The organism is Streptomyces sp. NPDC001070 (genome assembly GCF_053598835.1).
On record NZ_JBSFLB010000005.1, the window covers coordinates 165,119 to 188,671 of the forward strand.

22 protein-coding genes are annotated in these 23,553 nt (G+C 70.8%); 11 read left to right on the forward strand and 11 right to left on the reverse strand.

Annotated features, from left to right (window positions below):
* Positions 1-282 precede the first annotated feature (282 nt).
* The 3 genes from ACWDAS_RS08375 to ACWDAS_RS08385 form a co-directional block, all read right to left on the reverse strand.
* Entirely contained in the window at positions 283-1,521 is a 1,239-nt protein-coding gene (locus tag ACWDAS_RS08375; protein WP_450388074.1) for a hypothetical protein, read from the reverse strand.
* Positions 1,521-1,970, reverse strand: coding sequence for a hypothetical protein (locus ACWDAS_RS08380; RefSeq protein WP_450388075.1), 450 nt, complete (start codon positions 1,968-1,970; stop codon positions 1,521-1,523). Before ACWDAS_RS08380 ends, ACWDAS_RS08375 begins: the two co-directional genes overlap by 1 nt.
* Before the next feature lie 76 nt (positions 1,971-2,046).
* Entirely contained in the window at positions 2,047-2,388 is a 342-nt protein-coding gene (locus ACWDAS_RS08385; protein WP_450388076.1) for a hypothetical protein, read from the reverse strand.
* A gap of 588 nt (positions 2,389-2,976) precedes the next feature.
* Here ACWDAS_RS08385 and ACWDAS_RS08390 point away from each other — a divergent pair.
* Genes ACWDAS_RS08390 through ACWDAS_RS08400 form a run of 3 tightly spaced genes read left to right on the forward strand, consistent with a single transcriptional unit; the run spans position 2,977 to position 6,186 of the window.
* On the forward strand, positions 2,977-3,876 hold the full coding sequence (locus ACWDAS_RS08390; protein ID WP_450388077.1) for an alkaline phosphatase family protein: 900 nt from the start codon (positions 2,977-2,979) through the stop codon (positions 3,874-3,876).
* Between the two features lie 7 nt (positions 3,877-3,883).
* Positions 3,884-5,146, forward strand: a complete 1,263-nt coding sequence (locus ACWDAS_RS08395) for an MFS transporter (protein WP_450388078.1) — start codon at positions 3,884-3,886, stop codon at positions 5,144-5,146.
* Between the two features lie 20 nt (positions 5,147-5,166).
* Positions 5,167-6,186 (forward strand): TolB-like translocation protein, encoded by a 1,020-nt coding sequence (locus ACWDAS_RS08400; protein ID WP_450388079.1) that lies wholly within the window; start codon positions 5,167-5,169, stop codon positions 6,184-6,186.
* Positions 6,187-6,218: 32 nt separating this feature from the next.
* Here ACWDAS_RS08400 and ACWDAS_RS08405 read toward each other — a convergent pair whose 3' ends face one another.
* Positions 6,219-6,641, reverse strand: a complete 423-nt coding sequence (locus ACWDAS_RS08405) for a TOBE domain-containing protein (RefSeq protein WP_450388080.1) — start codon at positions 6,639-6,641, stop codon at positions 6,219-6,221.
* 94 nt (positions 6,642-6,735) lie between these two features.
* A complete protein-coding gene (locus ACWDAS_RS08410) occupies positions 6,736-7,161 on the reverse strand; it encodes an ATP-binding protein (protein ID WP_450388081.1) in 426 nt (141 codons plus the stop codon).
* A gap of 180 nt (positions 7,162-7,341) precedes the next feature.
* On the opposite strand from ACWDAS_RS08410, the gene ACWDAS_RS08415 reads away from it, so the two are divergent.
* Together ACWDAS_RS08415 and glpK are read left to right on the forward strand one after the other, a co-directional pair.
* Entirely contained in the window at positions 7,342-8,109 is a 768-nt protein-coding gene (locus tag ACWDAS_RS08415) for an IclR family transcriptional regulator (RefSeq protein ID WP_450388082.1), read from the forward strand.
* Between the two features lie 49 nt (positions 8,110-8,158).
* Positions 8,159-9,670 (forward strand): glycerol kinase GlpK, encoded by a 1,512-nt coding sequence (gene glpK, locus ACWDAS_RS08420; RefSeq protein ID WP_450388083.1) that lies wholly within the window; start codon positions 8,159-8,161, stop codon positions 9,668-9,670.
* Here the strand turns inward: glpK and ACWDAS_RS08425 are convergent.
* The gene (locus ACWDAS_RS08425) at positions 9,651-10,526 is read right to left on the reverse strand and encodes a PhzF family phenazine biosynthesis isomerase (protein WP_450388084.1); all 876 of its coding nucleotides are present in this window, start codon (positions 10,524-10,526) and stop codon (positions 9,651-9,653) included. The two genes, glpK and ACWDAS_RS08425, sit on opposite strands and share 20 nt — an antisense overlap.
* A 94-nt stretch (positions 10,527-10,620) precedes the next feature.
* On the opposite strand from ACWDAS_RS08425, the gene ACWDAS_RS08430 reads away from it, so the two are divergent.
* Both ACWDAS_RS08430 and ACWDAS_RS08435 read left to right on the forward strand, forming a co-directional pair.
* Positions 10,621-11,562, forward strand: coding sequence for a LysR family transcriptional regulator (locus ACWDAS_RS08430; protein WP_450388085.1), 942 nt, complete (start codon positions 10,621-10,623; stop codon positions 11,560-11,562).
* Between the two features lie 243 nt (positions 11,563-11,805).
* The gene (locus ACWDAS_RS08435) at positions 11,806-12,360 is read left to right on the forward strand and encodes an HPP family protein (RefSeq protein ID WP_450388086.1); all 555 of its coding nucleotides are present in this window, start codon (positions 11,806-11,808) and stop codon (positions 12,358-12,360) included.
* A 675-nt stretch (positions 12,361-13,035) separates the two neighbouring features.
* Here the strand turns inward: ACWDAS_RS08435 and ACWDAS_RS08440 are convergent.
* Positions 13,036-13,515: a hypothetical protein gene (locus ACWDAS_RS08440; protein ID WP_450388087.1), complete on the reverse strand. Its 480-nt coding sequence runs from the start codon at positions 13,513-13,515 to the stop codon at positions 13,036-13,038.
* A 624-nt stretch (positions 13,516-14,139) separates the two neighbouring features.
* Here ACWDAS_RS08440 and ACWDAS_RS08445 point away from each other — a divergent pair.
* Complete coding sequence (locus tag ACWDAS_RS08445) at positions 14,140-15,396, forward strand: MFS transporter (RefSeq protein WP_450388088.1); 1,257 nt, start codon at positions 14,140-14,142, stop codon at positions 15,394-15,396.
* A 29-nt stretch (positions 15,397-15,425) separates the two neighbouring features.
* On the opposite strand, the gene ACWDAS_RS08450 is transcribed toward ACWDAS_RS08445, so the two are convergent.
* Both ACWDAS_RS08450 and ACWDAS_RS08455 read right to left on the reverse strand, forming a co-directional pair.
* The gene (locus ACWDAS_RS08450; protein ID WP_450388089.1) at positions 15,426-16,313 is read right to left on the reverse strand and encodes a LysR family transcriptional regulator; all 888 of its coding nucleotides are present in this window, start codon (positions 16,311-16,313) and stop codon (positions 15,426-15,428) included.
* A 282-nt stretch (positions 16,314-16,595) separates the two neighbouring features.
* Positions 16,596-16,859 (reverse strand): hypothetical protein, encoded by a 264-nt coding sequence (locus tag ACWDAS_RS08455; RefSeq protein ID WP_450388090.1) that lies wholly within the window; start codon positions 16,857-16,859, stop codon positions 16,596-16,598.
* Between ACWDAS_RS08455 and ACWDAS_RS08460 the strand changes: the two genes are divergently transcribed.
* Together ACWDAS_RS08460 and ACWDAS_RS08465 are read left to right on the forward strand one after the other, a co-directional pair.
* Positions 16,858-17,337 (forward strand): DUF1877 family protein, encoded by a 480-nt coding sequence (locus ACWDAS_RS08460; RefSeq protein ID WP_450388091.1) that lies wholly within the window; start codon positions 16,858-16,860, stop codon positions 17,335-17,337. The genes ACWDAS_RS08455 and ACWDAS_RS08460 overlap by 2 nt on opposite strands.
* Positions 17,338-17,838: 501 nt before the next feature.
* Entirely contained in the window at positions 17,839-18,423 is a 585-nt protein-coding gene (locus tag ACWDAS_RS08465) for a hypothetical protein (protein ID WP_450388092.1), read from the forward strand.
* Positions 18,424-18,663: 240 nt separating this feature from the next.
* Here the strand turns inward: ACWDAS_RS08465 and ACWDAS_RS08470 are convergent, their stop codons facing one another.
* Positions 18,664-20,025 (reverse strand): glutamine synthetase family protein, encoded by a 1,362-nt coding sequence (locus ACWDAS_RS08470; RefSeq protein WP_450388093.1) that lies wholly within the window; start codon positions 20,023-20,025, stop codon positions 18,664-18,666.
* 271 nt (positions 20,026-20,296) lie between these two features.
* Here ACWDAS_RS08470 and ACWDAS_RS08475 point away from each other — a divergent pair, with 271 nt between their 5' ends.
* On the forward strand, positions 20,297-22,054 hold the full coding sequence (locus ACWDAS_RS08475; RefSeq protein ID WP_450388094.1) for an NAD+ synthase: 1,758 nt from the start codon (positions 20,297-20,299) through the stop codon (positions 22,052-22,054).
* Positions 22,055-22,271: 217 nt separating this feature from the next.
* Here the strand turns inward: ACWDAS_RS08475 and ACWDAS_RS08480 are convergent, their stop codons facing one another.
* A complete protein-coding gene (locus ACWDAS_RS08480; protein WP_450388095.1) occupies positions 22,272-23,486 on the reverse strand; it encodes an MFS transporter in 1,215 nt (404 codons plus the stop codon).
* Positions 23,487-23,553: the final 67 nt, after the last annotated feature.

The following is a 23,553-nucleotide window of genomic DNA, read 5'->3' on the forward strand; positions in this document are numbered from 1 at the left end:
AACGCCACGTCGCCGGTGCAGCCGTGCTGGTCTGGCATGTTGTCCGGCGGGCGGGTGCTCACCGGGTACCCGCCCGGTGCATGCCGTATCGCCATCGGCGGCCACAGCAGCACCAACGTTGTGGCGATCGTGAGCAGCACGGGGAGCAGTGGCCGTCGCCGACCCGTTCCGCAAGACCTCCCCGGAGCACGCCTCCACCGGCAACCTCTGGATGCCACCCGTCGTGTAGCGCATCTGACCGAGCGCTCTCATAGGCTGCACAACTGTGAGTGCGCAGGGGACTCAGCCATCGGCGCGGGGTGAGCGGGTGGCCGACCTGCCGTCGGCGAACCCGCACACAGCCACCGTCGCCACCAGGAACGCCGCCGTCTCCGCCAGCAGCGTGACCTCGTAGTAGGACCGGGGCGTCAACCAGGCGGCCAGGCAGGCGGCGCCGGTTCCGGCCAGGACGGCGCATCCCAGTCTCCGGGCCAGCAGCAGGCCCGGGGCAGGTCGTCCGTCCAAAGGCACGACGGCCCCGTCCGCCGTCTTCCGTTCCCCGGTCAGGACGTCGCGTGCGGCCAGCGCGCACGCCGCCGCAGCCGTCACCAGGCCCGCACCCGCCGCCAGCCGCGGTGTCCCGAACAGCACGCCGTACCGCACGGCCAACGCCGGTACGAAGAAGAGACTCAGCCAGTAGCGCAGTACGTGCTGCAGGAACGCGAGCGCCAGTCCGCCCCGGGCGGGTCTTCCCTCCAGCCGGGACGCCACCCGGCGCAGGCCCAGCAACAGGGCGGCCGCCGCCAGCGCGAGCGGCAGGCGCTGGGGCAGTCGGCCCAGGCTGTAGAGCAGGGCGGTGTCGTACACGACCAGGACGAGCACCCCCAAGGCCCCCAGGGAGCCGATGAACGTCAGCAGCCAGGGCACCGAGGCGGGAGTTCTGGACGTTGCCCCGTCACGGGCCGCACAGAGAGCGAGAACGATCGGCGTGAGGACGGCCGAGACGGACCGTACGACAAGATCGTCGGCGGTGTACGGATTACGCAGATCCCACTCGACCAGACAGAACACGGCCGTGTACGACCCCGACGCCAGCGGCAGCACGGCGGAGCGGGCGATCCGTCGGTAAAGCTCGGCGTCCAGCCAGCGCATCACAGTTGCGAACGCCAGGAGAACGAACGGCAACTCCAGAAAGGCCTGAACCCGCAGCACACTCGGCGCGAGAAGCCCGGGCACGGGGAAGTGCCAGGCCAGATGGCGCAGGGCGGGGTTCCGCGACGCCAGCTCGAACCACCCGGCGGGCAGATACCGCGCGACGAACGACGGGTCCCCGTCGTGGACGCGCAGTACGTAGACGGTGAAGAGCACCTGATTGACGTAGATCAGACCGGTCACCATCGCCAGCGCGGCGGCCGGAGAGAAGACGGAACGGCCCGTCGCCCCGACCTTGTCGGAGCGGCGGGCCAGGACACGCGGGGTGATCGCGACGGCCGAGACGACCGACGCGACCACCACCACATTCACGAGAGTTCGCACGTTCATCACGCGTTTACGTACACCTTGCATTCCGTGCCCGTCCGGTGGGTCACGACGGCCATCGCATCCCGGTCCCGGAGGTAGCGCTCATCCTTGTCGTCGTCGGTCCAGCCGCGAAGGAAAACATGCTCCCCCGTCGTAGCCGACGCCACCGGAATCAACTCCCCGGGATCCGCTCCTGCCCGACCGGGCAGGAACTCTGCCATGTCCTCTTCGCGCCAGAACTCGATATCCTCCCTGATCTTTCGTCCCAGACTGTGCAGAAGATGGCCGGCGGGATGCTTCAAATGCAACTGCCCGTTGACCTCGATCGAACCATAGGCGTTCACGATCTCACGGAAGTCCGCAGGAAACTCGATACCGAGTTCCTGCTCCAGTTCGATCCATGGAGCCGGATCCGGCCAGTTGAATCGGGGTTCACCCAACAGGGCTTTGATCTCTGCAAGCGTTGCCATCGCCAGGCCTCTTCTCACGCGTCGGGCCGATGCCGGTTCTGGAGTTCATCGGTGCACGAGAAACTGTCCGACGTCATCAGCAGTGCCCAGCGGGGCTGTGGCACGGGCCCTCAAAATTCCAATAGGTAATCAGAGACGGCACCTGGGTCCAGACGACAACAATCAGCACCAGAAGAATTGCGCACAGCGACCAGGCGACCTTCCACCTGCGAGACACCAGCGCAGCGGCCAGAAGAAAGAGGAAGGACATCAACAGGACGAAGTTTGCCCCGGCCACGTCGTCAGGATCACTCGTGGGCCCGATATCCTCACCAATAGCCGGGAGGCTGAAGGCGAGCCAGAGAACCGCAGAAATATACAGTCCTACCGCGACAAGAGCCCGAACCCACGAGCCCAAGCGACTTTCACGGGCGATCACTTGTCTTCCTCTCGCTCCACAAGGATGCGCGGCGCGCCGGGTGACCACCCGGCGCGCCGCGTCAAGCACGACTGCCATCCAAGCACTCCGATGTGTCGTCGCTCGCAGGCGGTGCAGTCGTATCTCGCCCTCGGTGTCGCCGCCGGCGTCGTCCGGACAAGCTCGCAGGTCGCGTGTGCGGGAGACCGCATGGCAGCCGAAGAACCGAGGCCAACGCACCCCTGTCGCCCGCCTTCTGGAACTCAACGGGGAAGGTCCGGCTTCCCCGGATGCACATCCGAGCAAGCCGGCCCAACCCAACGGCCCGCAAGCAGCCCTGACCACCGTCTTCCACTGTCACGGCGGCGAGCCGTTCGGGAGACCCCTCGAACGCCATCGCCGCCTGGTTACCGGGCAACTGACCTGGCGTCGGCACATGGCCGGAAACAAGCCTGGCGCGCCCGGACCGCTTTACTCGCGCTTGACCTCAAGACCCGAAGACGTACCCAGCGTTCCGCAGACCTTCACCTGAGCAGCGGTGCCGGGTCTCTGATCTCCCACCTAACCTGGCGCGGCGCCACTCCCCGTCCCCCCTCTCGGAGGTCCGTCGTGTCCGGCTGGTCCCTGTCCAGTCCCCGTCGCACCGTCACCGCCCTCACTTCCGCTCTCGGCGTCGCCGCCGCCTCCCTCGGCCTGTGGGCCGGGCTCGGCGGCTCCGACACCGCGCACGCCGCGGGCAGCGTGCCCACGCCCGACCACACGGTCGTGGTGATGCTCGAGAACCACGCCTACAGCCAGGTGATCGACAGCTCCAGCGCGCCGTACATCAACAACACGCTGAAGGCCGGCGGTGCCGTCCTCACCCAGTCGTACGGCGTCACCCACCCCAGCCAGCCCAACTACCTGCAGATCTTCTCGGGCGGCAACCAGGGCGTCACCGACGACAGCTGCTACACCCCCGGCTTCAGCTCCAAGCCCAACCTCGCCTCCGAGCTGATCGCGGCCGGCAAGAGCTGGGCGAGCTACAACGAGACGCTGCCCAGCCAGGGCTCCACCACCTGCAGCAGCGGCAACTACGCCCGCAAGCACAACCCGTGGTTCGCCTTCAGCAACGTGCCGACCTCGACGGCGAAGACCTTCGCGCAGTTCCCGACGGACTTCAGCACCCTGCCGCAGGTCTCCTTCGTCGTGCCGAACCTGTGCAGCGACATGCACGACTGCTCGGTGTCGACCGGCGACACCTGGCTGAAGAACAACCTGGGCGCGTACGCCACGTGGGCGAAGACCCACAACAGCCTGCTCGTCGTCACCTTCGACGAGGACAACCGGCTGAGCGGCAACCGCATCCCGACGGTCCTGTACGGCCAGCCGGTGAAGGCCGGTTCGTCGTCCGCCACGACGTACAACCACTACAACATGCTCCGCACGCTGGAGGACCTGGCCGGTCTCACCGCGCACGCGGGCAACGCGGCCTCCGCCTCGGACATCACCGGCATCTGGGCGAGCTGAGGCAGGCGTGTACGTCGCGGACAGCCGCGGCGGAGCCGGTACCGGGGTCCGGGACGCGACGCGTCCCGGACCCCGGGCCGCGGCCGTCGCCCCCACCGTCCTCGTCCTGGGCACCGTCAGCCTGATCACCGACGTCTCCTCGGAGATGGTCACCGCGGTCCTGCCGCTCTACCTGGTCGCCGGGCTCGGCCTGTCCCCCCTCGGCTTCGGTCTGCTGGACGGCCTCTACAACGGCTTCAGCGCGCTCGTACGGCTGGCCGGGGGCCATCTCGCCGACCGGGGCGGCGGCCGGCACAAGGTCGTCGCCGCCGCCGGCTACGGCCTGTCGGCGCTGTGCAAGCCCGCGCTGCTCATGGTCCACAGCCTGCCCCTGATCGGCGCCGTCCTCGCCGTCGACCGCACCGGCAAGGGCCTGCGCACCGCCCCCCGGGACGCGCTGATCTCGCTGTCCTCCACCGCGGAGGCGCGCGGCCGGGCCTTCGGCGTGCACCGGGCCATGGACACGGCGGGCGCCCTGCTGGGACCGCTGGCGGCGTTCCTCATCCTGCGGCAGGCGGCCGAGGGGTACGACGCCGTCTTCACGGTGAGCTTCTGCGTGGCCGCCGTGGGCGTGCTGGTGCTGCTGCTCTTCGTGCCGGGCAGCCGCGGCGGCGGGGGCCCCACCGCGTCCGGGTCCGCGTCCGCGGACTCCCCCGCGCCGTCGCTGCGGGCCTCCGTGGCGCTGCTGCGCCGCCGGGACGTGCGGCGGCTGACGGTCTGCGCGACCCTGCTGGGCCTGTCGACGGTCAGCGACTCCTTCGTCTACCTGCTGCTCCAGCACCGGCTCGGGGTCCCCGACCGCTGGTTCGCGCTGCTCCCCCTGGGCACCGCTGCGGCCTTCCTGCTGCTCGCGATGCCGCTGGGGCGGCTCGCCGACCGCGTCGGGCGCTGGCGGATGTTCCTGGCGGGGCACGTCGCCCTGCTCGCCGGCTACGGGCTGCTGCTCGCGCACGGTCCCGCGTACGCCGTCCTGCTGCTGCACGGGGCGTTCTACGCCGCCACGGACGGGGTGCTGATGGCCGCCGCCTCCACCGCCGTCCCCGACGAGCTGCGCGGAGCCGGGCTCGCCCTCGTCCAGACCGGGCAGGTCCTGGCCCGCTTCGCCGCCTCCCTCGCCTTCGGCGCCGCCTGGACCGCCTGGGGCGACCGCACGGCGCTCACCACCGCCGCGGTGGCGCTGGCCGCGTGTGCGGTCTGCGCGGTGTACCTGCGTCCGGCGCCGAGCACGTGACCCCCGAGGAAAGGCCCCCCATGAACACCCGCAGCCGTCTGATCGTGCTGCTCGCCGCCGTGGTGGCCCTGGCCGCGGTGGCCGCCGTCTCCGTCCTGCGCGCCGCCGACCGCGCGGCGGAGAAGGACCGCCCGCAGGCCGGCGGCCCCGCGGTCACGGCCGGGACGGTGACGCTGGCGCCGGACGCGCCCCGCCTGGTGTTCCGGAACATGGCGTGGGGCCCGCACCGGGACGAGCTCGCCACCGTCCCGGCGGGCAGCCCCGGCGCCGCGCGCACCGCCTCCGCCGTGAAGTGCCTGCGCTTCTACGCGGCCGCCGGCACCGGCATCTGCCTGCAGTCGGTCAAGGGGGCCGTACAGGACACCTACCGGGCCGTCGTCCTCGACGCGCGACTGCACGAGCTGCGCCGCTACCCCCTCGCGGGCATCCCCACCCGGGCCCGGGTCTCGCCCAGCGGGCGCATGGTCGCCTGGACCGTCTTCGTCGGCGGCGACTCCTACGCGGGCACGAACTTCTCCACCCGTACGTCCGTCCTGGACACCCGCACCTGGACCCTGGTCAAGAACCTGGAGGACTTCCGCGTCACCAAGGACGGCCGGCCCTACCACGCCGCCGACGTCAATTTCTGGGGCGTCACCTTCGCCGACGACAACCGGTTCTACGCGACCCTCGGCACCGGCGGCCGCACCTACCTGGTCCAAGGCGACACCGCGGCCCGCTCGGTCCGCACGCTGCGCACGAACGTGGAGTGCCCCTCGCTCTCTCCGGACGGCACCCGGCTGGTGTTCAAGAAGCGCGTCGAGGGGCTCTCTCCCGACGCGCCCTGGCGGCTGTACGTCCTGGACCTGGCCACCATGCGGGAGACCCCGCTCGCGGAGGCGCGCAGCGTCGACGACCAGGTCGTCTGGCGGGACGACCGCACGATCGTCTACGCCCTCGCCGGGGACTTCGGCGCGGACCTGTGGACCGTCCCCGCCGACGGCACCGGCACGGCCCGCCGCATGATGACGGCGGCGCTGGCCCCGGCGTACCTGGGCTAGAGCCCGTCGTCGGGGCGCCGGAAGCCGCCCGCTCAGGTCGCCAGCGACACGTCGGTCGCCTTCACCAGCGCGACGACCTCGGCGCCCTCGGCGATGCCCAGCTCGTCGAGCGCCTCCTTGGTGATCACGGCGGTCAGCTCGCGGCCGCCCGCGAAGGCGATCCGCACCGTCGCCATGGCCTCGCCCGCCGTCACGGAGGTGACCGTCCCGGGGATCCGGTTGCGGATGCTGATGCCCTGCACCGGGGCCGTGGCGAGGGAGACCTCCGTCGCCTTGATCAGGACGGTCACACCGCCCCCGGGGATGATGCCGAGCTCCCGGACGGCCTCGGCGGTCACGGCCGCCGTGAAGTCCGGTCCCCCGCCGTCGAGGCGGACCGTGACCACGGCCATCACCTCGCCGGGGACCACCGAGGCGACCTTGCCGTCGATCTGGTTGCGAATGGTCAGTGCCATGAGCGGCACCGTAAGCCCGCCCAGCGCGCTCCGGGCGGAGCGACCCGCCGCCCGCCCCGGGCCCGGGCGGCGGTCCGGCCCCGCCCGCGACCCCTCAGGGGGTGACCAGATCCGCCCAGCGGGTGAACCCGGCGCAATCGGTGCGGATGCCGTGCCGCGTGGAGAGGGCGCTGACGATGCCGAGCCCCCGGCCGTGCTCGTCCGGGTCGGTGGTACCCCCGGGCAGGCAGGGCTCCGCCGCCGGGCCCGAGTCGGTCACCTCGATGCGCAGGGCGCTGCGCCCGTCGACGTCGGTCCAGGACAGCCGCAGGGCAGCGGGGCCGTCTGCGTGCACGATCGCGTTCGTGGTCAGTTCCGAGATCACCAGCAGCGCGTCCTCCGCGACCTCCGGGCACAGCTCCCACTCGGCCAGAACACCCCGCACCCGCCGACGCACGACGGACAGGGCGCCGGGGATGTGCGACAGCGCGCAGACGTGTTCGTCCTCGCGCTGCGGCATCGTCTCAGGCTGTGCCGTCATGGTGCCCTCCTCCCCGGGAGTCCTGCCGGGTGGACTCCCGGACCTGGACGAAAGCTACGGAGAGCGGACATCGCGGTCAATGAATCGCGGTCGTCATTATCGAACGCTGCCTTCACAGGCCGAACGACCTGCGGAAATGCCGCTGATGCCCATCGATAATCCCAGGGATAGGATCGAGTCATGGCCGGCCCGCTCCAGTCCATCGAACGGGCGGCGGCGATCCTCCGGCTCCTGGCCGGCGGTCCCCGCCGGCTCGGCCTGGGCGAAGTGGCCGCCTCGCTCGGTCTGGCGAAGGGCACCGCCCACGGCATCCTGCGCACCCTCCAGCACGTGGACTTCGTCGAGCAGGACGCGGCGACCGGGAAGTACCAGCTCGGGGCGGCCCTGCTGCACCTGGGCACCAGCTACCTCGACGTCAACGAGCTGCGGTCCCGCTCCATCAACTGGGCCGACGCCCTGGCCGCCCGCAGCGGCGAGGCGGTCCGCCTGGGCACGCCGCTGGAGGGCCAGGTCCTCATCGTCCACCACGTCTTCCGGCCCGACGACACCCTGCAGACGCTGGACGTCGGCGCCCTGCTGCCGCTGCACGCCTCCTCGCTCGGCAAGATCCTGCTGGCGTACGGGACGGCACCGCTGGAGCCGCTGCTGAAGGAGGATCTGGAGGCCTACACCCGGCACACCCTGGTGGTCCCGGAGGACCTGACCCAGGCCCTCGCCGAGGTCCGTGACCAGGGCTGGGCCGCGGAAGTGCAGGAGATGTCGATGGGCGAGGCCGGGGTCTCCGCGCCGATCCGCGGATCCGGGGGCCTCGTCGTGGGCGCGATCGGCCTGTCCGGCCCGGTCGAGCGGATCTGCGACACCAAGGGCCGTCCCCTCCCGTCCCTGGTCACGCTGCTCCGCGAGGCCGCGCGGGCCATCTCCAGAGACCTGGGCGCGGCCCGCTGGTGAGTCTCACCGCACCGAACACAGCGAACGCATCGGAAAGCAGGCCCCGATCATGGTTGAACGGTATGTGATGTCCATCGACCAGGGCACCACCTCCACCCGATGCATCCTGTTCGACCACCGGGGGCGGCTGGTGTCGGTCGCCCAGCGCGAGCACCAGCAGCATTTCCCCAAGCCCGGCTGGGTCGAGCACGACGCCCTCGAGATCTGGCGCAATCTCCAGCGCATCGTGCCGCAGGCGCTGTCCGGGGCCGAGATCGCGGCGGAGGAGGTGGCCGCGATCGGCATCGCCAACCAGCGGGAGACGACCGTGCTGTGGGACCCGAGCACGGGCGTACCCCTGGGCAAGGCGATCGTCTGGCAGGACACCCGTACCGCGCCGCTCGTCGAGCGACTGCGCCAGGACCCCGGTGACGACTTCTTCCTGGAGCGCTGCGGCCTGCCGCCCTCCACCTATTTCTCCGCGCCGCGGATCCGCTGGCTCTTCGACGAGGTGCCCGGGCTGGCGCAGCGCGCCCGCAACGGCGAGGTGCTCTTCGGCACGATGGAGACCTGGCTGATCTGGAACCTGACGGGCGGTGCCGACGGCGGCCTGCACATCACCGACGCCACCAACGCCAGCCGCACCATGCTGATGAACATCCGCTCGCTGACCTGGGACGAAGAGCTGCTGGACTTCTTCGGCGTCCCCCGGGCCATGCTCCCGGAGATCCACGCCTCGGCCGAGAACTACGGCGCCGCCCGCGCGGTCCTCCCCGGCGTCCGCATCACCGCCGCCCTGGGCGACCAGCAGGCGGCCCTCTTCGGCCAGACCTGCTTCTCCGAGGGCGAGGCGAAGTGCACCTACGGGACCGGGAGCTTCCTGCTGCTCAACACCGGGGCCAAGATGATCCGGTCCCGGCACGGGCTCCTCTCCACGGTCGCGTACAAGATCGACGACCAGCCGGCGGTGTACGCCCTGGAGGGCTCGATCGCCGTCACCGGCTCGCTGGTGCAGTGGTTCCGCGACCGCCTGGGCCTGATCAGCAGCGCCCCGGAGATCGAGACCCTCGCCCGCACCGTCGAGGACAACGGCGGCTGCTACATCGTGCCGGCGTTCTCCGGTCTCTTCGCCCCTCACTGGCGCAGCGACGCCCGCGGCGTCATCGTCGGCCTCACCTCGTACATCACCAAGGGGCACCTGGCCCGTGCCGTACTGGAGGCAACCGGCTGGCAGACCCGCGAGGTCGTCGACGCCATGAACGCCGACTCCTCGCTCGGGCTGAAGGAGCTCAAGGTCGACGGCGGGATGACCGCGGACAACCTGCTCATGCAGTTCATCGCCGACGTCCTCGACGTCCCCGTGGTCCGCCCCATGGTCGCCGAGACCGTCTCCCTGGGCGCCGCCTACGCCGCCGGCCTGGCCTCCGGCTACTGGCCGGACCTGAAGGTGCTGCGCAGCAACTGGCACCGGGCCGGCCAGTGGCTGCCGGACATGGACCCGGAGCACCGCCGCCGCGAGTACGAGAACTGGCAGCGCGCCGTCGAGCGCTCCATCGGCTGGATCAGACCCCCTGCCGCGTGACCAGCGGCACCGCCCGGCCGGTCACCCGCACACGCGGGTCCCCGGGGTCGACGTCCACGACCAGCTCGCTGGGGCGGCCCATGTCCTCGCCCTGCCGGATGAGCACGCGGGCGGGCTCCGCCACCAGGCCGAGCGCGCGCAGGTAACCGCCGAACGCCGCCGCGGCCGCGCCCGTCGCCGGATCCTCCACGACACCGCCCACCGGGAACGGGTCACGGGCGTGGAAGCGGGTCGGGGACTCCCGCCACACCAGGTGCACCGTGGTCCACCCGTGGCGGCGCATCACCTCCGCCAGGGCGTCGAAGTCGTACGCCAGGCCGGCCAGCCGCGACCGGTCGGCGATGCCCAGCACCAGGTGGTGGACCCCGCCGAAGGCGACGTGCGGCGGCAGCGCGGGGTCGAGGTCGGCCGGCCCCCAGCCCAGCGCGGCGAGCGCCGCCGCCGACTCGGCGTCCTCGGCCGGGCGGGAGCGGGTCGGCACGCTGGTGAGCGTGGCGTGCAGGGCCCCCTCTCCGTCGGCGGCCGTCAGCACCGGGATCTCCCCCGCCGGGGTGTCGAGGACCAGTTCGCCCGGGCCGATCCGCTCCGCCAGCGCGACCGCGGTCGCGATCGTCGCGTGACCGCAGAAGTCGACCTCGGCGAGGGGGCTGAAGTAGCGCACGGTGAACCGTCGTCGTGCGGTGTCCCCGCCCGTGACGAACGCCGTTTCGGAGTAGCCCACCTCGGCGGCGAGGGCGAGCATGCACCCCTCGTCGAGGGCGGACGCGTCGAGGACGACGCCGGCCGGATTGCCGCCGGCGGGGTCGGAGCTGAAAGCGGTGTACCGCAGCACGTCGGTGAGGGTCCCAGGGGTCATGGCGTCCACGCTGTCACAGCCGGGCCATTGAAGGAAACGATGGATATTCATCGCACCGATTGATGTCTCCGATGGATTCGTCTACGGTCGAACGGTGGACACCCGGCTGCTCACCACCTTTCTCACCCTCGCGCGGACGGAGAACTTCACCGGCGCCGCCGCCGAGCTGCACCTGTCGCAGTCCACCGTGACGGCGCAGATCAAGGCGCTGGAGAAGGACCTGGGCGTACGGCTCTTCGACCGGATGCCGCGCGGCGCGCAGCTCACCGCGACCGGGCGGCGCCTGATGACGGAGGCCGCGGACGTCCTGGAGGCGGAGGCGCGCCTGCGCGGGACGGCTGCCGGGGACGCCCAGTCGGGCGGGATCGTCGTCGTCGGCGCCGGCGAAACGCTCTGCTCGACACATCTGCCCCGGGTCGTCGCCGCGCTGCGCCGCACCCACCCGGACATCGACGTCCATCTGTTCCCCGGCAGCACCGACACCTGCGTGGAAGGCCTGCGGGCCGGGCGCTTGGACGTCGCGCTGCTGCTGGAGGACGCGGTCGCCCTGCCCGACATGACCGCCAGGCCCCTCGCCACCGAGCCGCTGGTCTTCATCGGCGCCCCCGGCCACCCGCTGGCCGCGCCGGGCCGGCCCGTCACCTGGGAGGAGCTCGCCCGGGAGACCTTCTTCCTCCACGAAGAGGGCTGCTCCTACAGCGACCGGGTCGCGCGCGAGCTCCTGAACCTGCCCGAGGCCCGACCCCGGCTGACCCGCTTCGGCAGCAGCGAGGCAGCCCGCTCCTGCGTGGCGGCCGGCCTCGGCCTCGGCGTCCTCCCCCGCGCCACCGTCGGCGCCGCCCTGCGCGACGGCACCCTCACCGCCGTGCCCGGGCCCCGCATTCCCGACGTCCCGGTCCAGCTCGTCCGTCAGCGCGGCCGCTGGACCTCCCCGGCGGTCCGGTCGGTACTCGACGCACTGACGGACCACTTCTCGCGGCAGGACCCGGCACCGGTCGCCGGGTTGCCCGGTGACGCCGACGGGGCGGTTCGATAGAGACCCTCGATCGAGCGATAAGGAGGTGGTCTTGGACGGGCGCCGGACGGCGACGTCACGATGCTGGGCGTGATCCCCGTCTTCACGGACGACGAGCCGCCGTGGCCCGGAAGCGGGGATGGTTCCGAGGATCCTTCCGAGGAGTTCCCGTGCTCATTCCGCGCACCCCGCAGGCTTGCGCCCCGCCCGGCAGTCCGGAGATCGCCGCGCCTCCCGTCCACCTGACCCGGAAACGCCGTATCCATGGCACGTGAAGCGCCCGCGACAGCGGAAGCCGTGAACGTCCCGACCCGCCCGGCGAAGCGGCCTGCCACCCGCCGGTGGAGACTCGACGAGCCACGGCCGCCCCGGCGCGCGGTCTCGTACGCGGCCATCACCACCTCGGTCGGCCTGGCCGTGCTGGTGGCTGTGGGGGCGCTCACCCACCAGACCGTGCTCGTACCGCCGCTCGCGGCGACGACGGCGATCGTCACCGCTGCCCCCGACTCCCCTCTCGCGCAGCCCCGCCACGTCATCGGCGGTCACATGCTGTCCTGCCTCGTCTGCTTCGCGGTGCTCGCCCTCGGCTGGCACGGCCCCTGGGCCGCCGTCGTGGCCTGCGGCATCGCCTGCGGACTGGTGCTCATCCTGAAGGCGGCCCACCCGCCGGCCATGGCGACCGCCGTCATGATCATGCTCACCGACCCGCCCGCCACCCACTTCGTGCCCCTGCTGGCCGCCGGCGCGGTGCTGCTCGTCGCGGTGCAGACGGTCTCCTCCCGCCTGCGGCGAGCGGTCTACCCCACCGCCTGGTGGTGAGCCGGCACGGTCGTGCCCCGGCGAGGGGACGACCGGCGTCCGCCCAGGGTGGCGGAGACGACTCCGGGCCGGCAGCATCCCGCCGCCCGCCCGGATCGCGGCACCGCGGGCGGACCGGACCCAGCCTGCGCCATCAAAGATCATCTCAGCTGCCCTGCCCCGACCGCCGCTTCACAAGTTCGGTTCCTGCCCCGAGGTTGCGGACCACCGCGCGCATCGGAGCCACCCGCGGCCTCCGGCCGGGCGGCGCGTCATCAGAAGGTCTCCGTCGGGCCGCACGTCACCTTCGCGCCATGCATCTGAGTGGTGCGATTCCGCTGTTCACCTACGCGATCCCTCCGGCGGCAGCTCATGGGCTCGTGCGTAGGCCCGGACCCGTTCCACGACCGCGTCGTCGGTCACCGGCCGATGATCGAGGCAGGCGCCGAAACTCCCAAGGCCGACGGAGCGGGCTGCGGCTGCCACGGGGCGAGCGATCGGGGCCCGTACGCCGGCCGCGGCTCGGGCTGGTTCCCGACCTCATCGCAGAGCATCGCCGGCCATGACACGACGAGCCTGACCGCGACCGACCAGCCAGGGTCGGTCGCGGTCAGGCCTTTGCCAGGTGATCCCCGTCGAGTGTGTCCGGGTCCTGACACGGCCGTCCCGCCGAGGACGACCGGTCAGTTTCGGGAGCTACTGACGGATGTTGATGGCCTGGACCGCCTCGGACTGCGCGACTGCCCCTGGGGAGAAGACGTTGGCCGACTCCGATTCGTTGTGGGCCTTCACATGCGCAGACTTGAGCGACTTCTTGGTGAACCTGAAGAAGCGGAAGTCCTCGCCCCAACCGCCGTAGCCTCCGCGGCCGTAGCCACCGCGGCCGTAGCCACCGCGGTCGTAGCCACCGTGGCCGTAGCCACCGCGGCCGTAACCTCCACGGTCGTAGCCACCGTGGCCGTAGCCACCGTGGCCGTAACCTCCACGGTCGTCATAGCCTCCATGGCCGTAGCCGCGGTCGTAGCCTCCATAGCCGTAGCCCCGGCCTCCACAGTCGTCGTCCCAGCCATACCCCGAACCATTCGCGGGGGTGGCCAGCGCCGTACCGGCCAGGGGGACCCCCATGGCTGATACCGCCAAAGCGACCGTAGCCGCGGCTCGTGCAAGACCTTTCACTGCATTCCTCCCTTGGAGATGGGAATTCCCTGATGCGAAGCCGAAGCTAGCCGATAGCCAACCGGAAGTCATTCACGCTTCGCGGCGAAGGTCCGCCAAATAGGGCACCGTCAAGAAATGTGCGACGACGCCCGGGAGGCCACAACCTCAGCATTCCCCCAGCTCGGGCGGCCCCGGTTCGGACTACTGTGCGAGAATTTTCGACTCCCGCTTCAACACACCTTGGAGTGAAATCGACACAGACCCTCAATACCAAGAGATGCGCCACGGAGAGAATAAAATAAATTCATTCAAGTGGGTCAGAATTGACAAAACCACACCACTTCGGACTCCCTTGACCCGGACCTTCGGGCAACAATTTCAGCCTGAACAGCGGGAATCGAGAGAATTGGATTACTTGAAATTCGGGGCGGTGCCGAATCCAAACTCGTCTCTCGATTCGGAACCGTGGGCCCCCTGGTTCATCTCTGTTCGAGATGACAGACATCAGGATTCATCTCGCGCATCGAGGAAGCATCCCCACCGTGCCGACGCTGGACGAGGCAGCCGAGCAGCCAAAAGCCGCTCGGCCACCGTCCAGCCCACCAGGACCGCCCACGCCGGTTCCCGTCACGAGAGGGTTCCGTGTCCGCTTCCCCTGCTCCCCAGTCCCCGCAGCGGCCCGCGTCCGCAGAGTCCGCCCACAGCGTGCCGGGATGGCTGATCGGGCTGCTCGCCGTGGCCACGGGCATGACCGTGGCCAACCTGTACTACGCCCAGCCGTTGCTGTCCTCGCTCAGCCAGGTCTTCCACCTCGACACGGCCACGGCCGGCGCCCTGATCACCGCGACCCAGATCGGCTTCGTGGCCGGCATGCTCTTCCTCGTGCCGCTCGGCGACCGGCTGGAGAAGCGCCGGCTGGTCACCACACTGCTCATCGTCACCACCGTCGCGCTCGCGGTGGCCGGTTGTGCGACCAGCTTCCCGATGCTCCTCGCCGCGTCGCTGGTCAGCGGCGCCACATCGGTGGTCGCCCAGATCCTCGTGCCGTTCGCCGCGAGCCTCGCGCCCGACCACGCCCGCGGCCGCGTCGTCGGCCGCGTCATGAGCGGCCTGCTCGCCGGCATCCTGCTCTCCCGCACGGTCAGCAGTCTGGTCTCCGATGTCGCGGGCTGGCGCTACGTGTATCTCGGTTCCGCGGCCCTGATGACCCTCCTCGCCCTGGCTCTGCGCGCGGCACTGCCGCAGCAGGCCCCCACCACGTCGCTCCCCTACGGCCAGGTGCTGCGCTCCACGTTCCGGCTGGTGCGCATCCATCCCGCGCTGCTGCGCCGGGGCCTGTACCAGGCGGCGATGTACGCCGCGTTCAGCGCCTTCTGGACCACCGTCTCCTTCGTCCTCACCGGACCGCGGTTCCACTACTCGCCGATCGGCGTCGGAGTGTTCGCGCTCGTGGGCGTCGCCGGTGCCGCGGTGGCACCGCGGGCCGGCCGCTGGGCGGACCGCGAGCTCGTACGTCCCGTGACGGGCATCGCCTTCGCCGTGGCGGCGCTGGCCTTCGCCCTGGCGGGATTCGGGCAGCACCAGATCATCCTGATCGCCCTTGCCGCGATCCTGATCGACATGGCCGTGCAGACCACCCTCGTCCTCGGCCAGCACACCATCTACCAGCTCGACGCCGGCGCCCGTTCGCGGCTCAACAGCGTCTTCATCGCCGTCTTCTTCGCGGGCGGCGCACTCGGCTCCCAGCTCGGGTCGCTCGCCTACCACGCCGCCGGCTGGACGGCGGTGAGCGTCCTCGGTGCCGCTCTGCCGCTGATCGCCCTCGCCTACTGGGCGACCGAGCGCCGCTCCGGCCGAAAGGACACCGGGACCACGACCGCGGCGGCCCCGATCCGGTAACGCCCCTTACCGGCGGGCCCGCCCCGCGCTCATCCCGCCGTCTCCGCCGCCGTGCGGGGGGTGATGTGCCGCAGCAGCGCCTCGACCGCGGGGGACATGTCCCCCCGGCGGCGGACCACCATGACCTTCCACGCGGGGGCGTGCTGCACGAACCGGCGTACGGCGAGATCCGGGAAACGGGCCGCGATCGACGCCGGCATGATGCACACCCCGAGGTCGTGCCGGACCAGCTCGGACGCCGCCACGATGTCGTTCACCTCGAACACCGTGGACCGCTCCACCGCGGCGGCCCTGAAGGCCCGGTCCACCGAGTAGCGAATGGCCCAGCCGGGCAGGAAGTCCACGAAGGGCATGCGGGAGATCTCGCCGAGGGTCACCAGGTCGTCCTCGGCGAAGGCGCGCGCGGGCGACGACACCAGCAGCATCTCCTCGCGCGACAGCAGACGGGTCACCAGTCCCCGTTGCTGCTGCCGGTCGAGCGCCACGACGGCGAGATCCACCGTGCCCTCGCTCAGCGCCTGCCGGACGTTGGCCACCGGTGCCTGCTGCAGACGTACGCTCACCCCCGGGTGCTCCGCACGCAGCCCCGCCAGGGCACGGTGCAGGCCGGCCCAGACGCCCTGCATGATGGCGACCGTCACGCGTCCCCGCACCTCACCCCGTACGGCGTCGACCACCGCTCGCGCCTCCTCGGCCGCGCGGAGCGCCGCACGAGCGGCGGGCACGAACGCCTCCCCCGCCGGGGTCAGCGACACGCGGTGCGTGGTCCGCTCGAACAAGGCACTGCCCAGTTCCCGCTCCAGCGCCCGCACCGTACCGGACACCGCGGACTGCACCACGTGCAGCCGCCGCGCCGCCGCCGTGAACCCGCCCTCCTCGGCGACCGCGACGGCCACTTCCATCTGCCGCAGATCCATGCGAACCGCCGCCGACCCTTTCCCGTCATCCGACCCGGGCGATCATCTCCAACGGCGATGACCGGCCCTGTCCAGCATCGCATCCGGCGCGGCCGGCGTCGGTGGTCCATCTGGCCCGTGACTGGCACGGCGCCACTCACGGGCGGCACAAGATCAAGGCCCGGGCATCCGGAGTCGTACCAGTCGACCTGGGCGAAGAGCGCGGCCGGTGGAGCGGTTCCTGGGAGCGTCGACACGCATGCGACAAGCGCCCTGGCTTACCTGCCCTGCAGCACCTGGGCGTCACCAGTCCCCTCGGAAACGCCGGTACTCGTCGTTCATCAGGTCCCAGAAGGACCGGTAGCGGACTGCGCCAGGCAGCCAATGGGCTTGCCGTTCGGTCTTGCGCGCCTCGTGGAGCAGACGTTCGACATGTTTCCGCCCCTGTGCTCCCGCCAGCCAGGTGAACACCATGCCGATCGCGCCGGTGACGCCCGTTACGACGGGTGGCAGCACCACATCGGCACTGGCGTTGTTGTCGGTGGGCTCGATCAGAATGCCTGCCATGAGCATCGAGATGCAGCTGCGTGCCATGCCGGAGTCCGAGATCCGGGAGGACTGGAACTGGCTGGAGGAGTTCATGGGAGAGGCTGGGGACCTCGATCGATTCCAGGCCGGACGCCGGGCCGGTATCGCCGAAGTCGTCGAGTACCACTTTCACGCCCTCCATAAGGTCTACGGGACGGCGTACAGCCCCCAGGGACCGCACGACTGGGAGCTCCCGGTTCTCGGCGGCAGGCCTGTGTACCACGCCACCTACAACCAGGCACCGTTCCTGATACTCGACCCCACCAAGGTGCGCCAGGCAGCCGACTTCCTGACGGCGGCATCCTTCGAAACCCTGTGGGCGGGCGCCCATTCGAAGCCCGCCTTCAACTGGGCCGAGGACAAGGACAGCTTCCTTGCGCACCACGCCGACCTGCGTGCCTTCTACTCCCGAGTGGCCCCGACGGGCCAGGCAGTCGTCAAGACGTTCTGGTACTGAACCGCTGGAAGTGCCTGAGACCAGCCGGCTCCGTGTCACGATAGGGCGCTACTTGGCTCCACGAGCCTGCCGACGCTTTTGAGACTTCGCTCCAAGGTGGCCGCCGGCCATCGCCACCAGTGCGAAGCAGGCGGAGCTCATCCAACTCACGGAGCCGTCATCGATGATCGTGCTCACGAGCCGGATCAAGACGGTGAACACGATCCATGCCGCCGCGAACGCCCCGATCACAGGCCAGCCGGGCCATCTCCTACGCATGTTCGGAGCCTATCCGCCACGCACAGACGACCCGGCAGCGGGCGGGGTGCCGGGGCTCCTCGGCGGTACTTCTGGAAGTGGTGAGCCATCCCCGCGGCTGGGCCGACGCACGGCCTCATACGTCCTGCTGTACTGGGGCCTGGACCCGATGGGTCTCAAACCGAAGATTGCCGGACACCGGCGATGCGCAGAGGCCCGCCGCGCATGCATGCTGATGTCTGCCGGCAGGAACGGGGGGTGTCAGTGAAGGCAACCACAACCCGCAGCGTGGCGCGGGCACGCATGGGATCGGGCCTGGCGGTGACGGTCCTTCTGCTGCCTTTCGGCGGCTACGGGCTGGCCAGGGCGGGGGTCGTCCCCGAAGGCGCACCGATCGCGCTCGGCCTGCTGTCCGCGATCGCCGGCTTCGTCCTGCTGCCGGAACTGGGCGAGGAGCGAGCCCCGTTCCGGCACTCATCGTCGCACCTGACCGCGCACACCTTGACCGGCGAACGGTCCGTCGACCTCGACCGGATCACCACCGTCCGGCTGCTGACGACCTTCTCGTACGGCAGCACCTACCGGACCCTGTCGGTGCGCGACGCCCACGGTGTGCGACTGGGTGTCACGACCGAGAGAAGCCGCAGGAAGCTGCGCCGAGCGATCGAGAAGGCGGACGCGAACGCCGCGCGAGGTGTCCCCGGGCCCCGCGTGAGCCGTGCGGCCCGGGCACATCTCGGCCTTGCCTCAAGGCGAGGGCTCGTCGTTCACACGATTCTCTCCTTTCTGCTTCTGACGGTGTCCGGGAGCCTGTACATGGTCGCTGTACTCCGACTCGGCGGCCAGTGAGTCTTCCCGCGTGATGACTGATGAGGCCCATGGCCCCTACGGCTCAACTCGTGATCGCGATCTACGGCTGGAGTACTGAGGTTCCCGACCTGCGTTGTCGTGGCCGTCGGCTGTCATCGTTGGTCGGTTGGCCGGGGACGGCACGCAGACGGCCCAGGGCGAATGAGACGACGCCGGGCCGGCAGCATCGCGCTGCCGGCCCGGATCCCGTCGTACGGGGATGACCCCGCTGACCTGCGGCTACAGGTTCGGCAGGTTCTTGCGGAGCTCGAACGCCGTGACCTCGGAGCGGTACTCCTCCCACTCCTGCTTCTTGTTGCGCAGGAAGAAGTCGAAGACGTGCTCCCCGAGGGTCTCGGCGACCAGCTCGCTGCGCTCCATGAGGTAGATGGCCTCGCCGAGGTTCTGCGGGAGGGGCTCGATGCCCAGGGCGCGGCGCTCGCCGTCGGAGAGGGCCCACACGTCGTCGTCGGCGCCGGGCGGGAGCTCGTAGCCCTCCTCGATGCCCTTGAGGCCTGCGGCCAGGAGGACGGCGTAGGTGAGGTAGGGGTTGGCGCCGGAGTCGATGGAGCGGACCTCGACGCGGGTGGAGCCGGTCTTGCCGGGCTTGTACATGGGGACCCGGATCAGCGCGGAGCGGTTGTTGTGGCCCCAGCAGATGTACGAGGGGGCCTCGCCGCCTGCGCCGGCGGGACGGTTCGCGCCGCCCCAGATGCGCTTGTAGGAGTTGACCCACTGGTTGGTGACCGCGGAGATCTCCCCGGCGTGCCGCAGCAGGCCCGCGATGAAGGACCGGCCGACCTTGGACAGCTGGTACTCGGCGCCGGACTCGTGGAAGGCGTTGCGGTCGCCCTCGAAGAGGGAGAGGTGGGTGTGCATGCCGGAGCCGGGGTGCTGGCTGAAGGGCTTGGGCATGAAGGTCGCGTTCACGCCCTGCTCCAGCGCGACCTGCTTCATGACCAGGCGGAAGGTCATGACGTTGTCGGCGGTGGACAGCGCGTCGGCGTAGCGCAGGTCGATCTCCTGCTGGCCGGGGGCGCCCTCGTGGTGGGAGAACTCCACCGAGATGCCCATCGACTCCAGCATGGTGATGGCCTGGCGGCGGAAGTCCTGGCCGACGTTCTGCGGGGTGTGGTCGAAGTAGCCGGAGTTGTCGGCCGGCACCGGGACGCTGCCGTCCAGCGGCAGGTTCTTGAGCAGGAAGAATTCGATCTCGGGATGCGTGTAGAAGGTGAACCCGAGGTCGGAGGCCTTGGCCAGGGACCGCTTGAGGACGAAGCGGGGGTCGGCGTACGACGGGGAGCCGTCCGGCATGAGGATGTCGCAGAACATCCGAGCGGTGCCGGGGGCCTCGGCGCGCCACGGCAGGATCTGGAAGGTGCCGGGGTCGGGCTTGGCGATCATGTCCGACTCGTACACCCGGGCGAAACCCTCGATCGCCGAGCCGTCGAAACCGATGCCCTCGTCGAAGGCCTGCTCCAGCTCGGCGGGCGCCACGGCGACCGACTTGAGATAGCCCAGCACGTCGGTGAACCACAGCCGCACAAAACGGATGTCGCGCTCCTCGAGGGTGCGGAGCACGAACTCCTGCTGCTTATCCATAGCTATCCAACCTCACAGGTCATGGGGGCCTGTTGTCCGTGCCGGCTCGAGCGAGGGCCAGACCAGTATCACGTCGCGGGATTACCGGTCTGTTTCGGCGGCGGCCGGAACCGCCGGACACCCCTCGCCACCATTGTGATGCACCCTTTCGATCTTGACACAGGGGGCCGACCCCGGAAAGGCCCGGGAAGCCCGCGCTTGCGGGCCCGAGTGCCCGACGGCACACACGTCTCCCACGACATCGTGTCGATTTGACGATTACACTGGGCGCGTGCCCCAACTTCGCCTCGCCCTGAATCAGATCGACTCCACCGTCGGCGACCTCGCCGGGAACGCGGAGTCGGTAGTGCGCTGGACCCGGCACGCGGCCGAACAGGGAGCCCACCTCGTGGCCTTCCCGGAGATGGCGCTGACCGGGTACCCCGTCGAGGACCTCGCCCTGCGCTCCTCCTTCGTCGAAGCCAGCCGCGCCGCCCTGGAGGCGCTCGCCGCGCGTCTGGCGGCCGAGGGCTTCGGGGAGCTGCCGGTGGTCGTCGGCTACCTCGACCGCAGCGAGAAGGCCCAGCCCCGGTACGGCCAGCCGGCCGGCTCGCCGCGCAACGCCGCGGCCGTGCTGTACGGCGGGAAGGTGGCGCTGAAGTTCGCCAAGCACCACCTGCCGAACTACGGCGTCTTCGACGAGTTCCGCTACTTCGTGCCCGGCGACACCCTGCCGGTGGTCCGGGTGCACGGGGTCGACGTCGCCCTCGCCATCTGCGAGGACCTCTGGCAGGACGGCGGCCGCGTGCCCGCCACCCGCACCGCGGGGGCCGGGCTGCTGCTCGCGGTCAACGCCTCCCCGTACGAGGTCGCCAAGGACGACACCCGCCTGGAGCTGGTGCGCAAGCGCGCCCAGGAGGCCGGCTGCACGCTCGCCTACCTCGCCATGATCGGCGGCCAGGACGAGCTCGTCTTCGACGGCGACTCGATCGTCGTCGCGGCGGACGGCGACGTGATCGCGCGCGCCCCGCAGTTCGAGGAGGGCTGTGTCCTGGTCGACCTCGACCTGCCGGCCGCGGACGCCTCGCGGGTGCCGGGCGGCATCGCCGACGACGGCCTGGAGATCGAGCACGTCACCCTCTCCGCCGAGCCGCTGCCGGCCTACGAGCCCGAGGTGCGCGGCGAGGAGGCCCCCCGGCTCGGCGACGACGAGGAGATCTACACCGCGCTGGTCGTCGGCCTGCGGGCGTACGTCGCCAAGAACGGCTTCCGCTCCGTGCTGATCGGCCTCTCGGGTGGCATCGACTCCGCCCTCGTCGCGGCCATCGCCTGCGACGCGGTGGGGGCCGCCAACGTGTACGGCGTCTCCATGCCCTCGCGGTACTCCTCCGACCACTCCAAGGGCGACGCCGCCGAGCTGGCCCGCCGCACCGGGCTCAACTTCCGCACCGTGCCGATCGCCCCCATGTTCGACGCCTACATGGGCGCCCTAGGGCTCACCGGCCTCGCCGAGGAGAACCTCCAGTCCCGGCTGCGCGGCACGATGCTGATGGCCATCTCCAACCAGGAGGGGCACATCGTGCTCGCCCCTGGCAACAAGAGCGAGCTGGCGGTGGGCTACTCCACGCTGTACGGCGACTCGGTCGGCGCGTACGGCCCGATCAAGGACGTCTACAAGACCACCGTCTTCCGCCTCGCGAAGTGGCGCAACCAGGCGGCGGAGGAGCGGGGCCAGACCCCGCCCATCCCCGAGAACTCCATCTCCAAGCCCCCGAGCGCGGAGCTCCGGCCCGGCCAGGTCGACACGGACTCCCTGCCGGACTACGACGTCCTGGACCGGATGCTGGCGATGTACGTCGACCAGGACAAGGGGCGCGACGCGATCGTCGCCGCCGGGTTCGACGCGGAGCTCGTGGCGAAGGTGCTGCGGATGGTGGACACGGCGGAGTACAAGCGGAGGCAGTACCCGCCGGGGACGAAGATCTCCGCGAAGGGGTTCGGGAAGGACCGTCGGCTCCCCATCACGAACCGCTGGCGCGAGCACGCGTAACGCCTGCGGCGCCTGACCGTTGGGGTGCCCCTTGCGGCCCGTCGCTGTGTGCGGGTTGTTCGCGCCTGCGGCGGGCATCCCCCACCCGCCCTCCCGACTGCCCGGCATGATCACTGCGGGGCAACCGGGCGGGAGGGCGGGGCGGAAACCGCAACGGCAACCACAACGGCGCCGCACACGACAACCGGGCCCCACAGAACGCACCCCGGACCGGGGGTCAGCGCACGGGCTCACGCACTGCGGGGTGCCCGGACACGACGACGACCCGGGACAAGGACGACCCCGCACCCGCACGCCGCTCCCACAGGCCCGCGACCGTGGCGATCACCAGCCCCGTGACCGCCAGCACCGCACCCGCCACCGCCGGGGCGGTGTAGCCGAGGCCGTGGGCGATGACGACCCCGCCGAGCCAGGCGCCGCCCGCGTTGGCCAGGTTGAACGCGGCCTGGTTGGCGGAGGAGGCCAGCGCGGGGGCGTGCCGGGCCTTCTCCATGACGAGCATCATCATGGGCGACCCCGTCGCGAACGCCGCGACACCGAGCAGCACGACCGTGAGCGCCGCGCTCCACCGCGCGTGCGCGGTGACCGTGAACAGCAACAGCACCGCCGCGAGCGCGCCGAGCCCGCCGAGCAGCGCGGGCCGCAGGGCGCGGTCGGCCAGGCGGCCGCCGAGGAGATTGCCGATCGTCGCGCCGACACCGAAGAGCGCGAGCACCAGGGTGACGCTGCTGTCCCCGAAGCCGGCCACCCGGGTGAGCAGCGGGGTGACGTAGCTGTAGACCGCGAAGACCGCGGCGAACCCGAAGATCGTGGTGCCCAGCGCCAGCCAGACCTGCCCGCTGCGGAACGCCGACAGTTCCCGGCGCAGGCCGCCGCCGGGCACGACCGGGATGCGGGGCACGAGGAGGGCGATGCCCGCGATGGCGGCGACGCCGATCAGGCCGACGGCGAGGAAGGTGGCCCGCCAGCCGAGATGCTGGCCCAGGAGGGTGGCGACGGGCACGCCCACGATGTTCGCAACGGTGAGCCCGGCGATCATCAGGGAGACCGCGCGGGCCTTGCGGGCGGGGTCGACCATGCCGGCGGCGACGACCGCGCCGACGCCGAAGAAGGCGCCGTGCGGGAGCCCGGACAGCACGCGTCCGGCGAGCAGCCAGCCGAAGTCGGGGGCGAGGGCGGACAGTGCGTTGCCGACCGTGAACAGGCCCATGAGGGAGAGGAGCAGGGCCTTGCGCGGCATGCGCGTGGTGACCGCGGCGAGCAGCGGGGCGCCGATGACGACGCCGAGGGCGTAGCCGGAGACGAGGTAGCCGGCGGTCGGGATGGAGGTGTGCAGGTCGTCCGCGACGTCGGGCAGCAGGCCCATCATCACGAACTCCGTCGTACCGATGCCGAATGCGCTGATCGCCAGTGCGAGCAGGGCGAGAGGCATGACAGACCTTTCCGGGGCAGCAGGGTCGGGGAGCTTCGCAGCAGCCTTTAGTTTAGCTACGGAACAA

What these genes read in the sequence shown, in the direction of transcription:
- glpK (WP_450388083.1), top strand. Translation starts at nt 8,159, where the DNA reads ATGGTTGAACGGTATGTGATGTCCATCGACCAGGGCACCACCTCCACC.
- ACWDAS_RS08400 (WP_450388079.1), top strand. Translation starts at nt 5,167, where the DNA reads ATGAACACCCGCAGCCGTCTGATCGTGCTGCTCGCCGCCGTGGTGGCC.
- ACWDAS_RS08460 (WP_450388091.1), top strand. Translation starts at nt 16,858, where the DNA reads ATGAGCATCGAGATGCAGCTGCGTGCCATGCCGGAGTCCGAGATCCGG.
- ACWDAS_RS08455 (WP_450388090.1), bottom strand. Translation starts at nt 16,859, where the DNA reads ATGGCAGGCATTCTGATCGAGCCCACCGACAACAACGCCAGTGCCGAT.
- ACWDAS_RS08375 (WP_450388074.1), bottom strand. Translation starts at nt 1,521, where the DNA reads ATGAACGTGCGAACTCTCGTGAATGTGGTGGTGGTCGCGTCGGTCGTC.
- ACWDAS_RS08415 (WP_450388082.1), top strand. Translation starts at nt 7,342, where the DNA reads ATGGCCGGCCCGCTCCAGTCCATCGAACGGGCGGCGGCGATCCTCCGG.
- ACWDAS_RS08405 (WP_450388080.1), bottom strand. Translation starts at nt 6,641, where the DNA reads ATGGCACTGACCATTCGCAACCAGATCGACGGCAAGGTCGCCTCGGTG.
- ACWDAS_RS08410 (WP_450388081.1), bottom strand. Translation starts at nt 7,161, where the DNA reads ATGACGGCACAGCCTGAGACGATGCCGCAGCGCGAGGACGAACACGTC.
- ACWDAS_RS08425 (WP_450388084.1), bottom strand. Translation starts at nt 10,526, where the DNA reads ATGACCCCTGGGACCCTCACCGACGTGCTGCGGTACACCGCTTTCAGC.
- ACWDAS_RS08470 (WP_450388093.1), bottom strand. Translation starts at nt 20,025, where the DNA reads ATGGATAAGCAGCAGGAGTTCGTGCTCCGCACCCTCGAGGAGCGCGAC.
- ACWDAS_RS08450 (WP_450388089.1), bottom strand. Translation starts at nt 16,313, where the DNA reads ATGGATCTGCGGCAGATGGAAGTGGCCGTCGCGGTCGCCGAGGAGGGC.
- ACWDAS_RS08380 (WP_450388075.1), bottom strand. Translation starts at nt 1,970, where the DNA reads ATGGCAACGCTTGCAGAGATCAAAGCCCTGTTGGGTGAACCCCGATTC.
- ACWDAS_RS08480 (WP_450388095.1), bottom strand. Translation starts at nt 23,486, where the DNA reads ATGCCTCTCGCCCTGCTCGCACTGGCGATCAGCGCATTCGGCATCGGT.
- ACWDAS_RS08435 (WP_450388086.1), top strand. Translation starts at nt 11,806, where the DNA reads ATGGCACGTGAAGCGCCCGCGACAGCGGAAGCCGTGAACGTCCCGACC.